Raw genomic sequence first — 16,011 nt, 5'->3', positions numbered from 1 at the left:
TCACCCCTCTTCCTTGGTATAGGTGATGCGCGGATCGAGGTAGGCGTAGATGACGTCCACCACGAGGTTGATCACGATGAAGATCACGCCGATGAGGAGCACCGCCCCTTGCACGACGGGAAAGTCCGATTTCAGGATGCAGTCGACGACGTATTTGCCGATACCGGGCCAAGCGAAGACCGTCTCGGTGAGCATGGCGCCGCCGAGCAGGCTGCCCAGCTGCAGGCCGATGACCGTGGTCACGGGCAGCATGGCGTTGCGCAGCGCGTGATGGATGTCGACGCGGCGCTTCTTGAGGCCCTTGGCGCGCGCGGTGCGCACATAATCCTCGTTGAGTGTCTCGAGCATGCTCGAGCGCGTCATGCGGGTGATGACCGCCATGGAGTACATCGAGAGCGCGAGCGCCGGCAGCACGATATGGCTCGCTGCGTCGGCAAACGCCTCGAAGTCGCCCATGAGGAGGGTATCGATAAGATAGAGGCCCGTCCCGCCCACCGGCTGGAGCAAGGGATCGATTCGCCCCGAGCTCGGCAGTATATGAAAGACGCCGGCGAACAGGATGATGAGCAGCACGCCCAACCAGAAGATGGGCATGGACACGCCCACGAGCGCGAGGATCGTCGCCAAGCCGTCGATGGGCGAGTTCTTGTGCGTGGCCGAGACCACGCCGAGCGCCACGCCCGCGACCGCGGCGATGACGATGGCCACCAGCGCGAGCTCCACCGTAGCCGGGAAGCGGCTGAGCAGCTCCTGCGTCACGGGGGTGTGCGTGTAGTAGCTCTCGCCGAGGTTGCCCGTGAGCGCCCCCGTCAAGAAGTTGAAGTATTGAACGATAAGCGGGTCGTTGAGCCCGTTGGCGTCGCGCCATGCCTCCATGGCCTCCGCCGTAGCGTGCTGCCCGAGCACCACGGGCGCCGGGTCAGCTGAAAACACGCGCATGATGAGGAACACGATGATGGAGACGCCCAGAAGCACGGGAATCGCCAGCAAGATGCGCTTCAAGATGTATTTCAGCACGCTACCTTCCTCCTCCCCAATATCTGCGGCGCGCCTGCCACACGCCGGTGCCGCGCGGAGCGCGGCGGAAAACATCGACGGGCCGAGGGTGAGCCCGGCCCGTCTGTCTACCAGGTCTTAGCGCTCATACGTGCCGTTACGGCACCGTGTGCTACGCCTCCTTCGTGACACCCTCCAGGTGCACGACGCCGGTCGGGTGATAGTAGAAGCCCTTGACCTTGGGGCTGTAGCCCGCGAGGTTCTTGGAGTGGCTGATGAGCATCCAGGGCATCTCGTCGGCGACCATCTGCTCGCACTGCTTGTAGATGTTGTCGCGCTCGTCGCCCTCAGGTGTGGCCAAGCCCTGCTGGATGAGGGCGTTGTACGCATCGCTGCGATAGCGGCCGACGTTCATGGAGACGTTCTCGTCGGCGAGCAGGTTCATGAAGTTGTCCGGGTCGCCGTTGTCGCCCACCCAGCCGTAGAGGCAGCAGTCGAAGGCGTCGGTCTCCACCTTGGTCTGATAGGTCGTCCAGTCATAGGAGACGATCTCCATGTCCACACCGGCATCCGCCAGGTAGCCCTGGATCGCCTCGGCGAGCGCCTGACCGCCGATGGAGTTGTAGGGACGCGGGTTGGTGTAGGTGAGCATGGTGCAGCTCGTGATGCCGAGCTCGGCAAACGCCGCCTTGGCGGTCTCGGGATCGTAGGCGGTCTGCTGGATGTCCTTATCGTAAGGGGCCATCCACAGCGGCATGACGGAGGTCGCGACGCCGGCGTAATCGCTGTAGAGGCTCTCGACCATCTCCTCGACATTCACCGCCTGGCAGAACGCGCGGCGCGCCTCGAGCGTGGAGAACACGCCCTCGTCATTACGGAACGCCATGTAGTTGATGTTCATGCCGTCCTCTTCGAAGAGCTCGTTGCCCGCGTCGGTGATGGTGGGCACCACGGAGGCGTCGATGCCGTCGATGATGTCGACCTCGCCGTTGTTGAGGGCGGTCACGCGGCTCGAGTTCTCGGCGATGAAGCGGAAGATGACGTTCTTGGTCTGCGGCATGTGGTCGGCATCCCAGTAGTCCTCGTTGGCCTCGAGCACGACGTTCTCGCCCTTGGACCAGGAGACGAACTTGTAGGGGCCCGATCCGATGGGGTTCTCGTTGGAGTCGCCGGCCTCGATGGCGGACGGCGCCACCACGGGCGCGGCGAGCGCCATCGCCATGTTCTTGATGAACGGGGTGGATGCGGCGCGCAGGGTGATGACGAGCGTGGTGTCATCGGGCGCCTCGACGGAAGCGACGCCGTTGTTGGACGCCTCAGAACCAAAGACGAAGGAGGCGTAGGGCATGTCCTCGGTGCGCTCGGGCTCGAGCTGGCGGACGATGGAGGTCATGACCGCCTCGGCGTTGCAGTCGGTGCCGTCGTGGAACTTGACGCCCTCCTGCAGCGTGAAGGTGTAGGTGAGACCGTCGTCGGAGACATCGGGCAGCTCGGCCAGACCGGGTACGATGTCGCAGGTCTCCGTGTCATAGCGAAGCAGCGTGTCGTAGATGTTGCACATGATCTTTGCGGACTCGCCGTCGTCCACGTACGCGGGGTCGAGACCGCGGGGGTCGGCACCCTGGGCGAAGGTGATGGTATCGGCCGTGCCGCCTGCCGCAGCGCTGCCGTCCGCCTCGCTCGCGCGCTGGGCACCGCAACCAGCGAGCGCAAACGAGCTCGTGGCCGCGACGGCGCCAAACGCCTGGATGAAGCGCCTTCTCGAAATCTCTGCCATGGACATAATGGTTCTCCTTCCCTGTTACCGAAGTAAACGGTACTTTAGCGCGCTAGAGTGCGCTCGGGAGCGGAGAGAGTTATTTGCTACTTTATCGAAATAAAGTGGTCATAGGTCGGAAACGCGTTCGAAACAAACCCCCTGCAAAGGCGGGGCCCGGGGCGAGGGGTTCGGGACTCATTTGGGGACGGGGTCAAAACGTGCATTTGGGGACGGGGTCAAAACATGCAGTGTTCGGACAGGGGCAGAGGCGGGGTTGCTCTCCGCCGCCTCGGGCAAAGCAACCCTGCCTCCACGTTCCTGCACGCGCGACGGGGACGGGCAACGCATGGTTTGAACCCGTCCCCAAATGCCGCCATGCACGGCTTGAACCCGTCCCCAAATCAGCACCCAAATCAGCACTAGACCGCCTCGGCGACCTCCACCTCGGGCGGCAGCCGTCGGTAGAGCGCGAGCTTATCGCGGAGCGTGTGGGCGAGCTCCTCGGTCGCGAAACCGGGAAGCGCCCGCCACGTCCAGTTGCCGCCGAGCGTCGAGGGGGTGTTGATGCGTGCCTCGCTCCCCAGGCCCAGGAGGTCCTGCATGGTCAGCACTGCGAGGTCGGACGGGCTCGCCAGAATGCCCCTCATGAGGCCCCAGCCCTCGCCCTCCGCGGCATTCAGACCCAGGTACGCGCGCGCCGCGGCAGTGTCTGCCGCGGGCGCGGTCTCGAGCCAGCCGAGCGCGGTGTCGTTATCGTGCGTGCCGATGTAGGCCACGCTGTTGGTGGGATAGACGAAAGGCAGGTAGGCGTCTGCGCCGCCGTCGCGGCTGTCGAAGGCGAACTGCAGAAGCTTCATGCCCGGATACCCCGTGTCGGCGAGGAGCTTGTGCACCGACGGCGTGAGAAAGCCCAGGTCCTCGGCCACGATGGAACGCGGTCCCAGGCGCTCCTCCACCGCCTGGAAAAAGCCGATACCCGGCCCCTCGCGCCAACGGCCCCCTGCCGCGGTGGTGTTGCCCGCGGGGATGGCGTAGTAGGAATCGAAGCCGCGGAAGTGGTCGATGCGCAGGATGTCGTAGAACTTGTATTGGTGCGCGATGCGGCCGATCCACCAGCGGTAACCGTCCTCGCGCATGCGCTCCCAGTCAAAGAGCGGGTTGCCCCAGAGCTGGCCGGTGGCCGAGAAGCCGTCCGGCGGGCAGCCGGCGACCTCGACGGGCCGCAGGTTCTCATCCAGCTGGAACTCCTGCGGGTGCGCCCACACCTCCACGCTGTCCTCGGCCACGTAGATGGGCAGATCGCCCATGATCTCGATGCCGGCGGTGTGCGCGTAGCCCTTGAGGCGGCCCCATTGGAGGAAGAACAGGTACTGCACGCCCTTCCAAAACGCCACCTCGTCGGCGAGCTCGGCGCGCGCCGCATCGAGCGCGGCGGGCTCGCGCAAGCGGATGCCGTCTTCCCACTGGCTCCACGGGGCCCCGCCGTGCGCGCGCTTGAGCGCCATGAACAGGGCGTAGTCCTCGAGCCACGCCGCCTCGCGCTCGCAAAACGCGTCGAGCTCGGCGGGCGCGTGCTCCGCAAGGCGCGCGACGGCCGCGGCGAGCACGTCGAAGCGCTCGCGGTAGAGCGCGCCGTAGTCGACCCGCGCCGGGTCGCTACCCCAGGGGCGTCCGGCGTACTCCGCCTTCTCGAGCAAGCCCTCTGCGGCGAGGTCGTCGAGGTCGATGAGATAGGGGTTGCCGGCGAACGACGAGTAGGACTGGTAGGGCGAGTCGCCGAAGCTCGTGGGCCCGAGCGGCAGGATCTGCCACACGGCCACCCCCGCCTGCGCCAGAAAATCGACGAACGACCGCGCCTCGGCGCCCATCGTGCCGACGCCCCACGGGCTCGGCAGCGAGGTGATGGGCATCAGTACACCGGCTTTGCGCATATGCTCCCCCTTTGCGATGGCGCGCGGGCCGCCTGCGGCAGACGGCCCGCACGCCCGTGTCATACCTAGGGGTAGCCTAGCATGCTACTTGTTCAGACAAGTTGTCATATCGGCGGGCGGGCGTTTGGCGCCCATCAGCGGAGCGTCCTCTCGGCGCGCGGGCCCGCAGACGAGCGAATGCGCGGGGCGGTCAACCGGGTCGGGGCGCGGGACGCGCCGACCCCAGGCCGACGCGCGCCCCGACCCGACCGCCGCGCCCCCTATCAGGAGAGCGAGGCGCGCAACAGCTCGTTGAAGAGCTTGGGATTGCCCTGGCCGCGGCTCTCGCGCATGCACTGCCCCACGAGGAAACCCAGCACCTTCTGATTGCCGTCGCGGTACTGCTGCGCCTGGTCCGCGCAGCGCGCGAGCACCGCGTCGACGATCGGCTGCAGCGCGGCGGTGTCGCTCACCTGGCGCATGCCGCGCTCGTCCACAATCTTCGCCGGGTCGTCGCCCGTCTCTGCCATGAGGGTAAAGACCTCGTGCGCCTGGTTGGAGCTGATGGCGTCCTCGGCGAGCAGGCGCGCGAGCGAGGCGACCTGCGCGGGCGCGATGCCGCAGGTCTCGAGCGTCACCTCAGCGCCGGCGGCGTTGAGATAGCCGGTGAGCTCGTTCACGATGAGGTTCGCCACGGTCTGCGCCGCCTTGCCGGCAAGACCCGCGGCGGCCTCCTCGAAGAAGTCCGCACAGGCCGGGTCGCCAGCGATCTGCTCGGCATCGGCGCGCTTGATACCGAAATCGCGCTGGTAGCGGTCGCGCTTGGCGTCCGGCAGCTCGGGAATCTCGGCCGCGCAGTGCGCGATGAACTCATCGGTGAGGTCGAAGGGCGCCAGGTCGGGATCGGGGAAGAAGCGGTAGTCGTCCGCCGTCTCCTTGGTGCGCATAACGACGGTGCGCTTGCGGCTGGGCTCCCAGTGGCGGGTCTCCTGGTAGATCTCGCCGCCGGCCTCGAGCACCTCGGCCTGACGGCAGATCTCGTAGGCGAGGCCGTCGTGCAGCGCCTTGAAGGAGTTGAGGTTCTTGAGCTCGGTCTTCACGCCGAGTTTCGCGTCGCCGCGGCGACGCAGGCTCACGTTGCCGTCGCAGCGCATGGAACCCTTTTCCATCGAGCAGTCGGAGATGCCGAGCGTGAGGAAGATGCGGCGCAGCTTCTCCATGAAGAGGCGCGCCTCCTCGGGAGTGCGCAGGTCGGGCTCGGTGACGAGCTCGATCAAGGGCGTGCCGCAGCGGTTGTAGTCGATGAGCGACTCGGCCGCGCCGCCGATGCGCCCCTCCTCGCCGCCGACATGCACCATCTTGGCGGCGTCCTCCTCCATATGGATGCGCAGGATCCGGATGGGCACCGTGTAGGAGCCGTCCTCGCGGCGCTCTGCCGTGGCGAGTGCGGCGGTGTCGTAGGACGAGAGGCCCGCGAGCGCCGTGCCGCCCGCATCGTTGGGGGCGGGGTCGTTTTGCGCACACGCGTCCGCACCCGTCGGCGCCGGCTGGCTGTCGGCGCGACGGGAGAGGTCTGCCGAAAGCCCCACCGCACCGGCCGACGCCGAGGCCAGGCTCGCCGCCTCCGCCTCGCCGAAGGCGCACGCGGGGCGCTCCTCGGCACCGCGGCCGGTGACCTCCAGATCCAGGCGCCCGTGCATGCAGAAGGCGACCGGTCCCTGCGTGGTCTGGAAGTTCTTGGCCATATCGGGATAGAAGTAGTGCTTGCGGTAGAACATCGAGTGCTTCTGGATCTCGCAGTTGGTCGCGAGACCGGCCTTCACGATGCTCTCGATCGCGCGGCGGTTGGGCACCGGCAGCGCACCGGGGAGGCCCAGGCACACGGGGCAGACGTGCGTGTTGGGCTCGTCGTCGTGTGTGAGCTTGCAGTTGCAGAACATCTTGGTGTCGAGCGTCGTGAGCTCGGTATGGATCTCGAGGCCGATCACGGCCTCCCAGTCCTCAAGCACCTCTTTGAGCTCCCTCATGCGAGCTCACCCCCTTTCCCGGCACAGGCCGGGGCGACGCCGAGCACGGGCGCCCCCGTCGCCGCATCGGCCAGCGCGCGCTCGATGACCGCAGCGTAGGTCACCAGGCGCTCGTCGGCAAACGCAGGCGCCACGAGCTGGGCCGCCATGGGAAGCCCCGTGTCCTCGCCAAGACCCACCGGTACGACGATGCCGCCGTTGCCGGCGATGTTGAGCGAGATGGTATACATGTCGGAGAGGTACATCTGCGTGGGATCGGAGATCTCGCCGTGGCGGAAGGCCGCGTGCGGGGTTGCCGGCATGAGAATGGCGTCGACCTGAGCAAACGCCGCCGTGTAGTCCGCCGTGATGAGCGTGCGCGCCTTCTGGGCCGCATAGTAATAGGTGTCGTACACACCGCTCGAGAGCAGATAGGCGCCGAGCATCTGGCGGCGCTTGGCCTCGTCGCCAAAGCCATGCGCACGCGAAAGGGCGCTCTGCTGGGCGAGGTTCGCGCAGCCGGGCTCCTGGTAGCCGTAGCGGATGCCATCGAAGCGGGCGAGGTTGGAGAACGCCTCGGCGGGACCGATGACGTAGTAGGCCGCGATCGCCGCGTCGACATGCGGCAGATCGACCTCGACGAGCTCGGCACCCGCCGCCTCGAGCGCGGAGGCGGCGCGCTCGACACCGGCACGGACCTCGGCCGTCAGGCCCTCGGCCTCCATAAACGCCGGCACCAGACCGATGCGCGTGCCGGCGAGGTCCTCTGCCGAGGCAGCAGCGGCGACAAAGCCCGGGACGACGTCCTGCGCCGTCGAGTCATACGGGTCGCGCCCGCCGGACACGAGCGCATCCATGGCGAGCGCCACATCCGCAACCGTGCGGCCGAAGGGCCCCACCTGATCGAGCGAGCTGCCGAAGGCGACCACGCCGTAACGGCTGACCGCACCGTAGGTGGGTTTCATGCCCACCACGCCGCAGAGCGCCGCCGGCTGACGGATCGAGCCGCCCGTGTCGGAACCGAGCGAGAGCGGCACCATGCCCGCGGCGACCGCCGCCGCCGAGCCGCCCGAGGAGCCGCCCGGCACGCGGGCGGTGTCCCACGGGTTGTTGGTGGGGTGGAAGGCCGAACTGTCCGTCGAGGAACCGAACGCGAACTCGTCCATGTTGGCCTTGCCCACGGGGATGCAGCCGGCGGCGAGCATGCGCGCCACGCAGGTGGCGGTATAGGGGCTCTCGTAGTTCTCGAGCATACGGGAGGCGCAGGTCGTGCGCGTGCCCGCCAGGTTCATGTTGTCCTTGATGGCAAGCGGCACGCCCGCAAGCGGCCCCAGCGCCTCGCCGGCGGCGCGCGCGGCGTCAATGCGCGCTGCAGCCTCTTGCGCCAGCTCGGGCGTCACCTGCAAGAAGGCCTGCACCTCCGGCTCGCGCGCGGCGATGGCGTCGAGCGCAGCCGTGCATACCTCGGCGGCAGAGAAATCCCCCGCGGCGATGCCGGCCGCGATCTCCGCGGCGGTGAGGGTATCGAAGGAACGCGCCATCACGCCTCACCCTCCCCCAGAATCGAGGGCACGCGGAAACTGTCGCCGCGCGTCGCGACGGCGTTGCCGAGCGCGGCGTCGCGCGCAAGGTCGCGCTCCGGCGCCGCGGCGTCCTCTCGCATGACATTGGAGAGGTCGCCGATGGGATGGAACGTGGGCTCCACATCGGGCAGGTTGTAGGCGAGCACGGGCTCGAGCATCGCCACGGCGTCGTTCATGTAGGCCGTCATCTGAGCGAGCTCGTCGCCCTCCAGCGCGATGCGCGCGTAATCGGCGATGCCGCGCACGTCTTCTTGGGTGAGTGCCATGGGCGCTCCTTCCGTACGTCAATCCGCATCATTATACGCGGCCCTCTGCGCGCGCCCCGCCGACGGGCGCGGCGGTCACGCAATGGCAACGCTCGCGGCGGCGCTCGCTCGAGCGCGGGATGCACCGGGGGCATGCATATTCGGCTCGATTTTCATCAGCTTCGGCAGCTTAGGGCCTCCATCGCGGGCAAGAAGCCGGGCGCACCTATAATGTGAGCATTGCGTAGCCATGAACCGGGAAGGAGGATCCGTGTACGCCGCCGCTATCGTCGATGACATCCCCGCGGACGCCGAGGCACTCGCACGGCTCGTGACCGCCTCCCGACCGTCCGATGCGCCGACCGCAGCGAGCGAGCCCCTGCAAGGCGCCTTCTTCGAGGTACGCTGCTTCGCCTCGGCCGATGAGCTCGCGCGCCAGCTCGACGAGGCCTACGTCCCCGACATCGTCTTCATCGACATCGTGCTCGACCCCGCAACCGCCGGCCCCGCCGCCGACGGCATCGAGGCCGTGGACCGTCTGCTCGCGCGCTCCCCGCTCACGCAGATCATCTACGTGAGCGGCTACGACGCGTTCCACACGCAGGTCTACCGCACGCCCCACGCCGCCTACCTGCGCAAGCCGTTTTGCGCCGAGGACGTCGCCTACGCCCTCGACCTCGCGCTGGCCGCCCGCGCGCGCACGGCCGAGGAACCCCTCTGCCTCAAGGTCAAGGGCGCCGACCAGGTGGTGGAGCCCGCCGAGATCCGGTACCTGGAGAGCCGGCTCCACGTGGTCCGCGTCCACGCGGCGCGCGGCGTGTTGGAGGTCTACGGCAAGCTCTCCGACCTGCTCGACGCGCTGCCCGCGCGCTTCGTGCGCTGCCACCAGAGCTTCGCGGTGAACCTCGATGCCGTGACCTCGCTCGACGCCTCGTCGATCACGCTCGTAAGCGGCGAGCAGGTCCCCGTAAGCCGCCGCATGCGTGCCGAGGTGCGCGCCGCGCTCTTCGCCCATCTGCGAGCCCGTCGCCGGTAGGCCGCGCCCATGCAGCTGCTCGCGCTGTCCGCCCTCAACCAGATCGTGCTCCTTGGCGTCAACGCCGTCATCGCCGTCGTCGCCACCTGGCTGCTGCCCGTCCGGCGGCCCGCCGCCTTTTTCGCCTGCATGCTCGCGATCAGCCCCCTTGCGCTTGCGCTGGCGAGCCCGACCACCCTGACGTCCTGGAATATCGCGGGGTACGTCCTCAACTACCTCGTAATCCCCTGTCTATTTTGGAAGGCGCCCTGGGCGCGGCGCGCAGTCTGCGCGCTCGTGCTCGTGGCGACCGAGATCTCCAGCGAGATGGTCTTCGGGATCCTCATCCTCTTCACCGGACTCAGCGTCAACCGCGATGCGGTCGATGCGACCGGCATCGTTGCGCGAATCCTGTGCGGGGTATCGATGCTCACCATCGGCCGAGTCATGGCGATCGCCGTCCGGCGCGCCGGCTGGCAGGGGTCCGCTGCGGGCGGATGCGGACGAGGCGCGAGGCGAGCGGGCAACGCGAAGGCTGCAGCGAGCGATGCAGATGCAGGAGCGTCGCCAAACCGCCTGCGCAGCGCCGCGCACCCGCACCAGCGCGACCGTCGCGCCGCCCGGACACCCGACCGACCGTACCTGCTCTTCCTCGCCACCCAGCTGGGATCTTTGCTCGTCGGCTCGGCGGTCATCATGGCGCACCGCAACATCTCGCCCGCCCCCTACCTCATCATGGCGGCTCTCGTCGCCATCTGCCTCGGCGCCGACGTGCTCGCCCTCGCCTCGCTCAGGCGCCTGGGCGCGGCGCTCCGGGAGCGTGAACGGGCGGAGGCGCTCGAGCGACAGCTCGCCGTGCACGCAGACGCCGCGCGCCGCACGATGCGGGAGGCGGAGGCGGAGGCGCGCTTTAGGCACGATCAGCGCAACCACCTGCAGGTGCTCGGGGTGCTCGTGGAGCGTGGAGAGCGCAGGCGTGCCCTGGCCTACGCGCGCGATCTGCGCCGCGGCATCGGCGAGGCACCCGCCGTGGCCGAGCCCGCGGCCGCGACGCCGGGCGCACGGGATATCGCGACACCAGACACCCGGCCGAGCCCGACCTCCTCCTCATCCGTCGCCGACGCGCCGCCGCCCCGCCCAGCGCGACCCGAGTCCCGCCGCGGGCCTCGCGGCGCCGCCGGCGCCCCGTGTCCAGCCGCCTCTCGAACGGCACCGATCCTTGAGGAAACCCCATGAACATCGTCTACGCCCTGGGAGCCGTCTCATTCGGCGCGCTCGCCGTCTCGACCGTCTACCTGTGGTGGCTCCTCCGCGAGCTGCCGCTTGCGCGCCGTGCGGTCAACCTGCTCATGCCGGCGAGCCAGATCCTCTTCGTGGCCAGCGCGTTCCTGCTCCGCCCGCACTTCGCCGCCTGGGAGGCCGTGGCGCTCCTGGCGGCGGCCATGGGCGTGGTCTGCGCCTGTCTGAACCCGCTGTTCTTCCGCAGCCTACTCGACGCCGAGCGAGCTGGCATCGAGGCCGAGCGAGCGGCGCTTCTGGAGGACCAAGTGGCCGCGCAGGAGCACTACGCCCTGCTCATGCGGCGCACGCAGGCCGAAGGCGACCGCGTGCGCACGGAGCTCGATGCTCAGCTCGCCCAGGTCGAGGCCGCCCTCGCAACGGGCGACGATGCCGCCGCGCTCACCCACCTGGCAGGCGCGGCCGAGGTGGTCCGCACGCCGGACGACCGCTTCTGCGAGCACCCCGTGGTCGACGCGCTTCTGGCAGCCAAGGCCGCGTGGTGTGCCGAGGAGGGCGTCGAGCTCGATGCGGACGCGACCGTGCCGGGAGACCTCGCCACCCCTGACGTCGAGCTCTGCGCGCTCTTCGCCAACGCGCTCGACAACGCCGTGCACGCCTGCACCGCACTGCCGACGGGCAAGCGCTGGATCCGCCTCTACGCGCACCCCGCACAGGGTTATTTCCTTCTGGAGGTCGAGAACCCGGTCGCGGCGCCTGATACGTCAGGCAGAGAGGGCGCCGGACGGGAGACGGATGCCGCCCGCCACGGCACGGGAGCGCTCCCCCGCCACGGGCTCGGTCTCGCCATCATGCGCCAGATCGTCGAGCGGCGCGACGGCGACCTCGCCTGCACGCGCGAGAACGGCGTCTTTACCCTGAGCGCCCTCTGGAAAGACTAGGAGCCCTCCATGCAGCCCTTCCTCCAAGCCGCCGATACCGGCGCCCTCGCCATCCTGCTCTTCAACTTCACCGTCAAGCACGTTGCCTTCGACCTGGTCTACCATGCCGTCTGCGCATGGGTCCTGCCCATCAAAAACCCGCGCGTGTACTGGACGGCGGCGATCGCGTGCCAGATCGTCGGCAACATGCTCCTGCCCATCGGTCCCGATCCCACCCAGCGCGTGCTCTGGTATCTTACCGACTACGTGCTCATCCCCTACCTGTGCTGGCGCGGCCCGCGCACGGTGCGCGCCGCGGCAATCGCCATCGGGGTCATTGCGGAGCTGACGGTAGAAACCTCCACCATGGTGCTCTACAGCGTGCTGGGCCTCCCCCTCACGGCTCAGGTAACGAGCAGCCCGCTCGAGTTTGCGGTCCGCGTTGCCGGGCTGGTGGTGCTCGCCATACTCGGCCTGGCGCTCCGACGGCTCTTCGCCCGGCAGCGGGAGGCGATCCTTGCATACGACCGCACGGCGGCAGACGGCTCGAGACCCCTGGACCGCGCTGCACTAGATGGAAGCGGGCAGGTCGAGGACGCGGAGGATGCTGCCCCATACGGGCGGTTTCTGGCCACGCAGGGGTTCGTGATACTCGTCCTCTACACTGCCTACTTCTGCGGCGGGCTGGGCGTCATCCCCACGCCCCTCGCGCTCGTGATGCTAGGCGTGACCCTGTTCTGCGCCGCTGCGGACATCGCGGCCGTCTTCTCCCTGCGTCGGTTCAGCACCGCGCAGCGCGAGCGGGCGCGCGCCGCGGGCCTTGAGGCGCAGCTTGCCGTGCACGCGGATGCCGCACGGCGCATGGCGCGCGAGGCCGAGGCGGCGGCGCGCTTCAGGCACGACCAGCGCAACCACCTGCAGGTGATCGGCATGCTCGTGGAGCGCGGCGAGCTGGACCGTGCCCGGGACTACGCGGCGGAGCTCCGCCGGCAGCTGCACGCGTAGGCAGGCGCACGACGCCGCCGCACCGACCGATGCTGCCGCAGAGGCCACCTGTCCTGCCAAACCTCTTTTATCGCCCGCTGCCTGTTGGGAGAATACGGAAGACTGCATCTGGACGCGCCGCACTTCCGGCGCGGAGAAGGAGGGAACCGTATGAGAAGATGGAACGGAGCAGCCCGGCGCGTTGCGCCCCTGGCCGCGGCGCTGCTGCTCGCCACGTCGGGCGTCGCGGCCGTGACGGCGGGGCTCGCGCCCACGGGCGCATGGGCGGATGACGCCGCCGTGAGCGCACAAGCAGATGCGAGCTACCAGCTCTCGCTGTACCTCAACGATCCAACGGGCACGCTGCCCAACCAAAGCCTTAGCGTCACGCTGGGCGAAACCATCGATGAGGTCCTTGCGCGCTATAGCATCGACTACACCGCAGGGCAAACGGTGACCTTCAACGACGGTACCGTGCATACGTTCCAAGGCTGGACGACCGGGTTCGAGCAGATCGCCTTCGACAAGGAGCTTGCCGCCTCCGACTTCCGCGATACCGGTAGCAACGGCATCCACGAGATCGTCCTCACCGCGCGGTGGACGGGTGCCACCACCCTCATCGCCGCATCCAACGCGAGCGAGATTCCCGCGAACGGCAGGGTCGATGCCTCCTGCATCGACGCCTGGCAGGCGTTCTGCGACCGCATCGGCGGCGCGGGCGCCAACGAGTACCCCATCGCCGTCAACACGACCACCCTCAACGCCGCCCAGCAGCAGGCGTATGACACTCATCTCGCCAACGGTGGTTTCGAAGGCCTAAAGACCGTCGACATCGCTTTCGACGAATACCTCACCGACGGCAGCGACGGCACGCTCGATGTGGCGCAGCACGACCTTGCCGCGAGCGACGGCGTAACGTTCGACCTCACGTTCTATGGCCTCGAAGACACCCTCGGCGTGGACGACCTTACCGATGTGTGGGCCATGCGCCTCCCCGAGGACGGTGGCGAGCCGGAAACCATGTCGATCACCCATGATGCGAGCGGAAACCTCGTCATCAATGACATGACTGCGACCGGCACGTACGCGTTTTACACCTACAAGAACGTTGCAGAGCCGTGGGGCGCGGACGGGAACCTCCTCCCCTACACCATCGAGAACGGCGTCATGACGTTCCCCGATCATCCTGAGCTAGGCTCGTGGTACCAGCTCACGGTCGAGGCAGACGAGGGCATCAGCTTTAGCAACCCGGGCGGCGGCACAGCCTGGACCATGACGATCGATGCGGCCGCTCTCGATGAGGACGATCCGCTCTTCAGCAGCCAGCCCGACTCTGGCATCTATTTTGTACGCGGCGACGGCCAAGGCATGTCGACCGACCTTTTGGTTACCTATCCCGCCGATAAAGCGCTCTCCTACGAGCTCTCCCAGGGGGCGGGCACCATCAGCCGCGTAGGAGGACCCAACACCCTCTCCATCAACCTCTCTGCACCCTCCACGCTCAAGCTGCGCGCAGCGTCCGAAACGGTTATTGCCAACGAGGACGGCGCCATGCTCACCCATCAGGCGGGCACCGTAGTCGGAGAAGACGGCAGCTCCTACTCCGATGATGCGATATGGAGCATGCTCACCCTCGTGACCGATTGGCTGGACGGTGACGTGGCCACTGCGGCGGGAGACGCTATCAACGCCGCCATCGCGGGCGTCACCAAGATGTACGTCTACGACATCCACCTTGAGGACCCCACGGGTGCGGAGTTCGAGATTCCCGCAGGCGACCAAGTGACGGTTACCATGCGCGTCCCGCTCGGCATGAGCCTGGAAGGGCTGCGCGTCTTCCATGTGGCCGATGACGGCACGGTGACCGATATGAATGCCACCGTCAACGCCGGTGCCGGCACCGTGAGCTTCACGACCTCGCACTTCTCCACGTTTGTGCTGGCAAACGTCGCGGGCGCAGCCGGCGGGCAGACGGGTTCCCCCACCGGCAACGGCAACGGCCCGGCAAACGGCACGCTCGCGAGCACGGGCGATGCTTCGCTGATTACGTGCGCGGGAGCTGCGGCGGCGGGCCTTGCCGGCGCAGGGCTTGTGGCTGTGGGCTCGAAGCGCCGCAAGTAGCGTGTGGCTGCCGGCTGCATCCGTGGGCAAGCGCGCCCGCCGCAGCCAGAACCCATACCGCGGTCATGCATGGGCCGGTCGCATCAACAGGATGCGACCGGCCCTTTTCTCGTAGAGCCAACAATCCCTTGCCGGCCGCACAGGATTAAAACACCAGTAGCCCCAAGAACAGCATTGCGGGCATAGTCAGCATCGAGAGCAGCGTAGAGACGGAGACCAAGCCCGCCCCTAAGCGGTAATCGCCGCCGAACATCTGCGAGAACATCGCCGTCGTGGTGCCGCACGGCGCGGCAAAGGCGATGAGCATCACGAGCTTGGCCTCGAGCGCCACCGGAAGCGGCGCCAGCAGCGCGATGGTGGCGAGCGGCACGACAACGAGGCGGATGACGTTCGTGAGGTAGACGTTCTTGTTGCGCAGAATGGAGCGGAAGTCGGTCTCTGCCAGATAGCTTCCCAACACGAGCATGGCGAGCCCCGTGTTGAGGTTGCCCATATCGACCGCCGTGACCTCGAGCACGCCCGAGAGGTTGACCGAGCAGAAGAAGAGCACGATGCCGACGGCCACGGCAATCACCGAGGGGTTTGTAAGCACCTTACGCGGCGACATGAGGCTCTTGTCCTGCGAGACGAGCCAGATGCCATAGGTCCACGAAATGGGCACCTGCGCGGCGATGGCGGCAGAGACGTAGAAGACGTACTCCTCGCCCAGCACGCTCTGCACCAGCGGGATGCCGATGAAGCCCATGTTTGAGATCATGATGGCAAACTGCGAGATGCGCTGCCGATCGCGGTAGACGAGCCACGCGATGGCGGCGGAGCCCAACGTGAGGACCACGCAGAGCACCGCGCAGATGCCCGCGTTCGCGAGCTTGTCCCATGAGAAGTCGGTGGCGAGCGAGCTCACCACGACCGCCGGCGTCGCCACGTAGACGGCGATGCTCGCAAGCTGCTGGGCGCCCTTGCGATCGAGGTAGTGCGCCATATGGAGCGCGATGCCGATAGCCATCATAAGAAACATGGCCACCGTCTGCGTGACCATGATCGACATCGTCTGTCCCACATCCATACGCCAGCCCCCTCGCTCACCCTCCATTGTACGCATTTGGGGACGGGGTCGTTTTATGCATGCCTGCATAAAACGACCCCGTCCCCAAACATGCGCCCAACATGCGGGGGCGGCGCACCCGGTTGCCCGAACGCGCCGCCCCATGGGTCAAAACGACCCCGTCCCCG

At 67.6% G+C, this 16,011-nt stretch carries 12 protein-coding genes; 5 read left to right on the top strand and 7 right to left on the bottom strand.

Annotated features, from left to right (window positions below; translation table 11 throughout):
* The 6 genes from B5F70_RS07000 to B5F70_RS06975 all read right to left on the bottom strand — a co-directional run bounded on the left by B5F70_RS07000 (position 1) and on the right by B5F70_RS06975 (position 8,520).
* Positions 1–1,017 carry an ABC transporter permease gene (locus tag B5F70_RS07000; protein WP_087204858.1) on the bottom strand — a complete coding sequence of 339 codons (1,017 nt, stop codon included), beginning with the start codon at positions 1,015–1,017 and terminating at the stop codon, positions 1–3.
* A gap of 151 nt (positions 1,018–1,168) precedes the next feature.
* Positions 1,169–2,773: an ABC transporter substrate-binding protein gene (locus B5F70_RS06995; RefSeq protein ID WP_239463109.1), complete on the bottom strand. Its 1,605-nt coding sequence runs from the start codon at positions 2,771–2,773 to the stop codon at positions 1,169–1,171.
* 401 nt (positions 2,774–3,174) lie between these two features.
* Entirely contained in the window at positions 3,175–4,686 is a 1,512-nt protein-coding gene (malQ, locus tag B5F70_RS06990; protein WP_087204856.1) for a 4-alpha-glucanotransferase, read from the bottom strand.
* Between the two features lie 263 nt (positions 4,687–4,949).
* A complete protein-coding gene (gene gatB / locus B5F70_RS06985; RefSeq protein WP_087204855.1) occupies positions 4,950–6,692 on the bottom strand; it encodes an Asp-tRNA(Asn)/Glu-tRNA(Gln) amidotransferase subunit GatB in 1,743 nt (580 codons plus the stop codon).
* Positions 6,689–8,212: an Asp-tRNA(Asn)/Glu-tRNA(Gln) amidotransferase subunit GatA gene (gene gatA, locus B5F70_RS06980; RefSeq protein WP_087204854.1), complete on the bottom strand. Its 1,524-nt coding sequence runs from the start codon at positions 8,210–8,212 to the stop codon at positions 6,689–6,691. Before gatA ends, gatB begins: the two co-directional genes overlap by 4 nt.
* On the bottom strand, positions 8,212–8,520 hold the full coding sequence (locus B5F70_RS06975; protein WP_087204853.1) for an Asp-tRNA(Asn)/Glu-tRNA(Gln) amidotransferase subunit GatC: 309 nt from the start codon (positions 8,518–8,520) through the stop codon (positions 8,212–8,214). Before B5F70_RS06975 ends, gatA begins: the two co-directional genes overlap by 1 nt.
* A gap of 250 nt (positions 8,521–8,770) precedes the next feature.
* Between B5F70_RS06975 and B5F70_RS06970 the strand changes: the two genes are divergently transcribed.
* The 5 genes from B5F70_RS06970 to B5F70_RS06950 all read left to right on the top strand — a co-directional run bounded on the left by B5F70_RS06970 (position 8,771) and on the right by B5F70_RS06950 (position 14,778).
* Entirely contained in the window at positions 8,771–9,535 is a 765-nt protein-coding gene (locus B5F70_RS06970) for a LytTR family DNA-binding domain-containing protein (RefSeq protein WP_158094959.1), read from the top strand.
* 9 nt (positions 9,536–9,544) lie between these two features.
* A complete protein-coding gene (locus tag B5F70_RS06965) occupies positions 9,545–10,750 on the top strand; it encodes a hypothetical protein (RefSeq protein WP_087204851.1) in 1,206 nt (401 codons plus the stop codon).
* On the top strand, positions 10,747–11,694 hold the full coding sequence (locus tag B5F70_RS06960; protein ID WP_087204850.1) for a GHKL domain-containing protein: 948 nt from the start codon (positions 10,747–10,749) through the stop codon (positions 11,692–11,694). The genes B5F70_RS06965 and B5F70_RS06960 overlap by 4 nt, the downstream gene beginning before the upstream one ends.
* Positions 11,695–11,703: 9 nt before the next feature.
* A complete protein-coding gene (locus tag B5F70_RS06955) occupies positions 11,704–12,678 on the top strand; it encodes a hypothetical protein (protein WP_087204849.1) in 975 nt (324 codons plus the stop codon).
* Positions 12,679–12,828: 150 nt separating this feature from the next.
* Positions 12,829–14,778, top strand: a complete 1,950-nt coding sequence (locus B5F70_RS06950) for a hypothetical protein (protein ID WP_087204848.1) — start codon at positions 12,829–12,831, stop codon at positions 14,776–14,778.
* Positions 14,779–14,923: 145 nt separating this feature from the next.
* Here the strand turns inward: B5F70_RS06950 and B5F70_RS06945 are convergent, their stop codons facing one another.
* Positions 14,924–15,844 (bottom strand): AEC family transporter, encoded by a 921-nt coding sequence (locus tag B5F70_RS06945; RefSeq protein ID WP_158094958.1) that lies wholly within the window; start codon positions 15,842–15,844, stop codon positions 14,924–14,926.
* Positions 15,845–16,011: the final 167 nt, after the last annotated feature.

Origin of the sequence: Collinsella sp. An268 (genome assembly GCF_002159765.1) — a bacterium.
In the GTDB taxonomy this organism is placed as follows: Bacteria; Actinomycetota; Coriobacteriia; order Coriobacteriales; family Coriobacteriaceae; genus Coprousia.
This window is presented reverse-complemented; position numbering and strand designations above follow the sequence as displayed.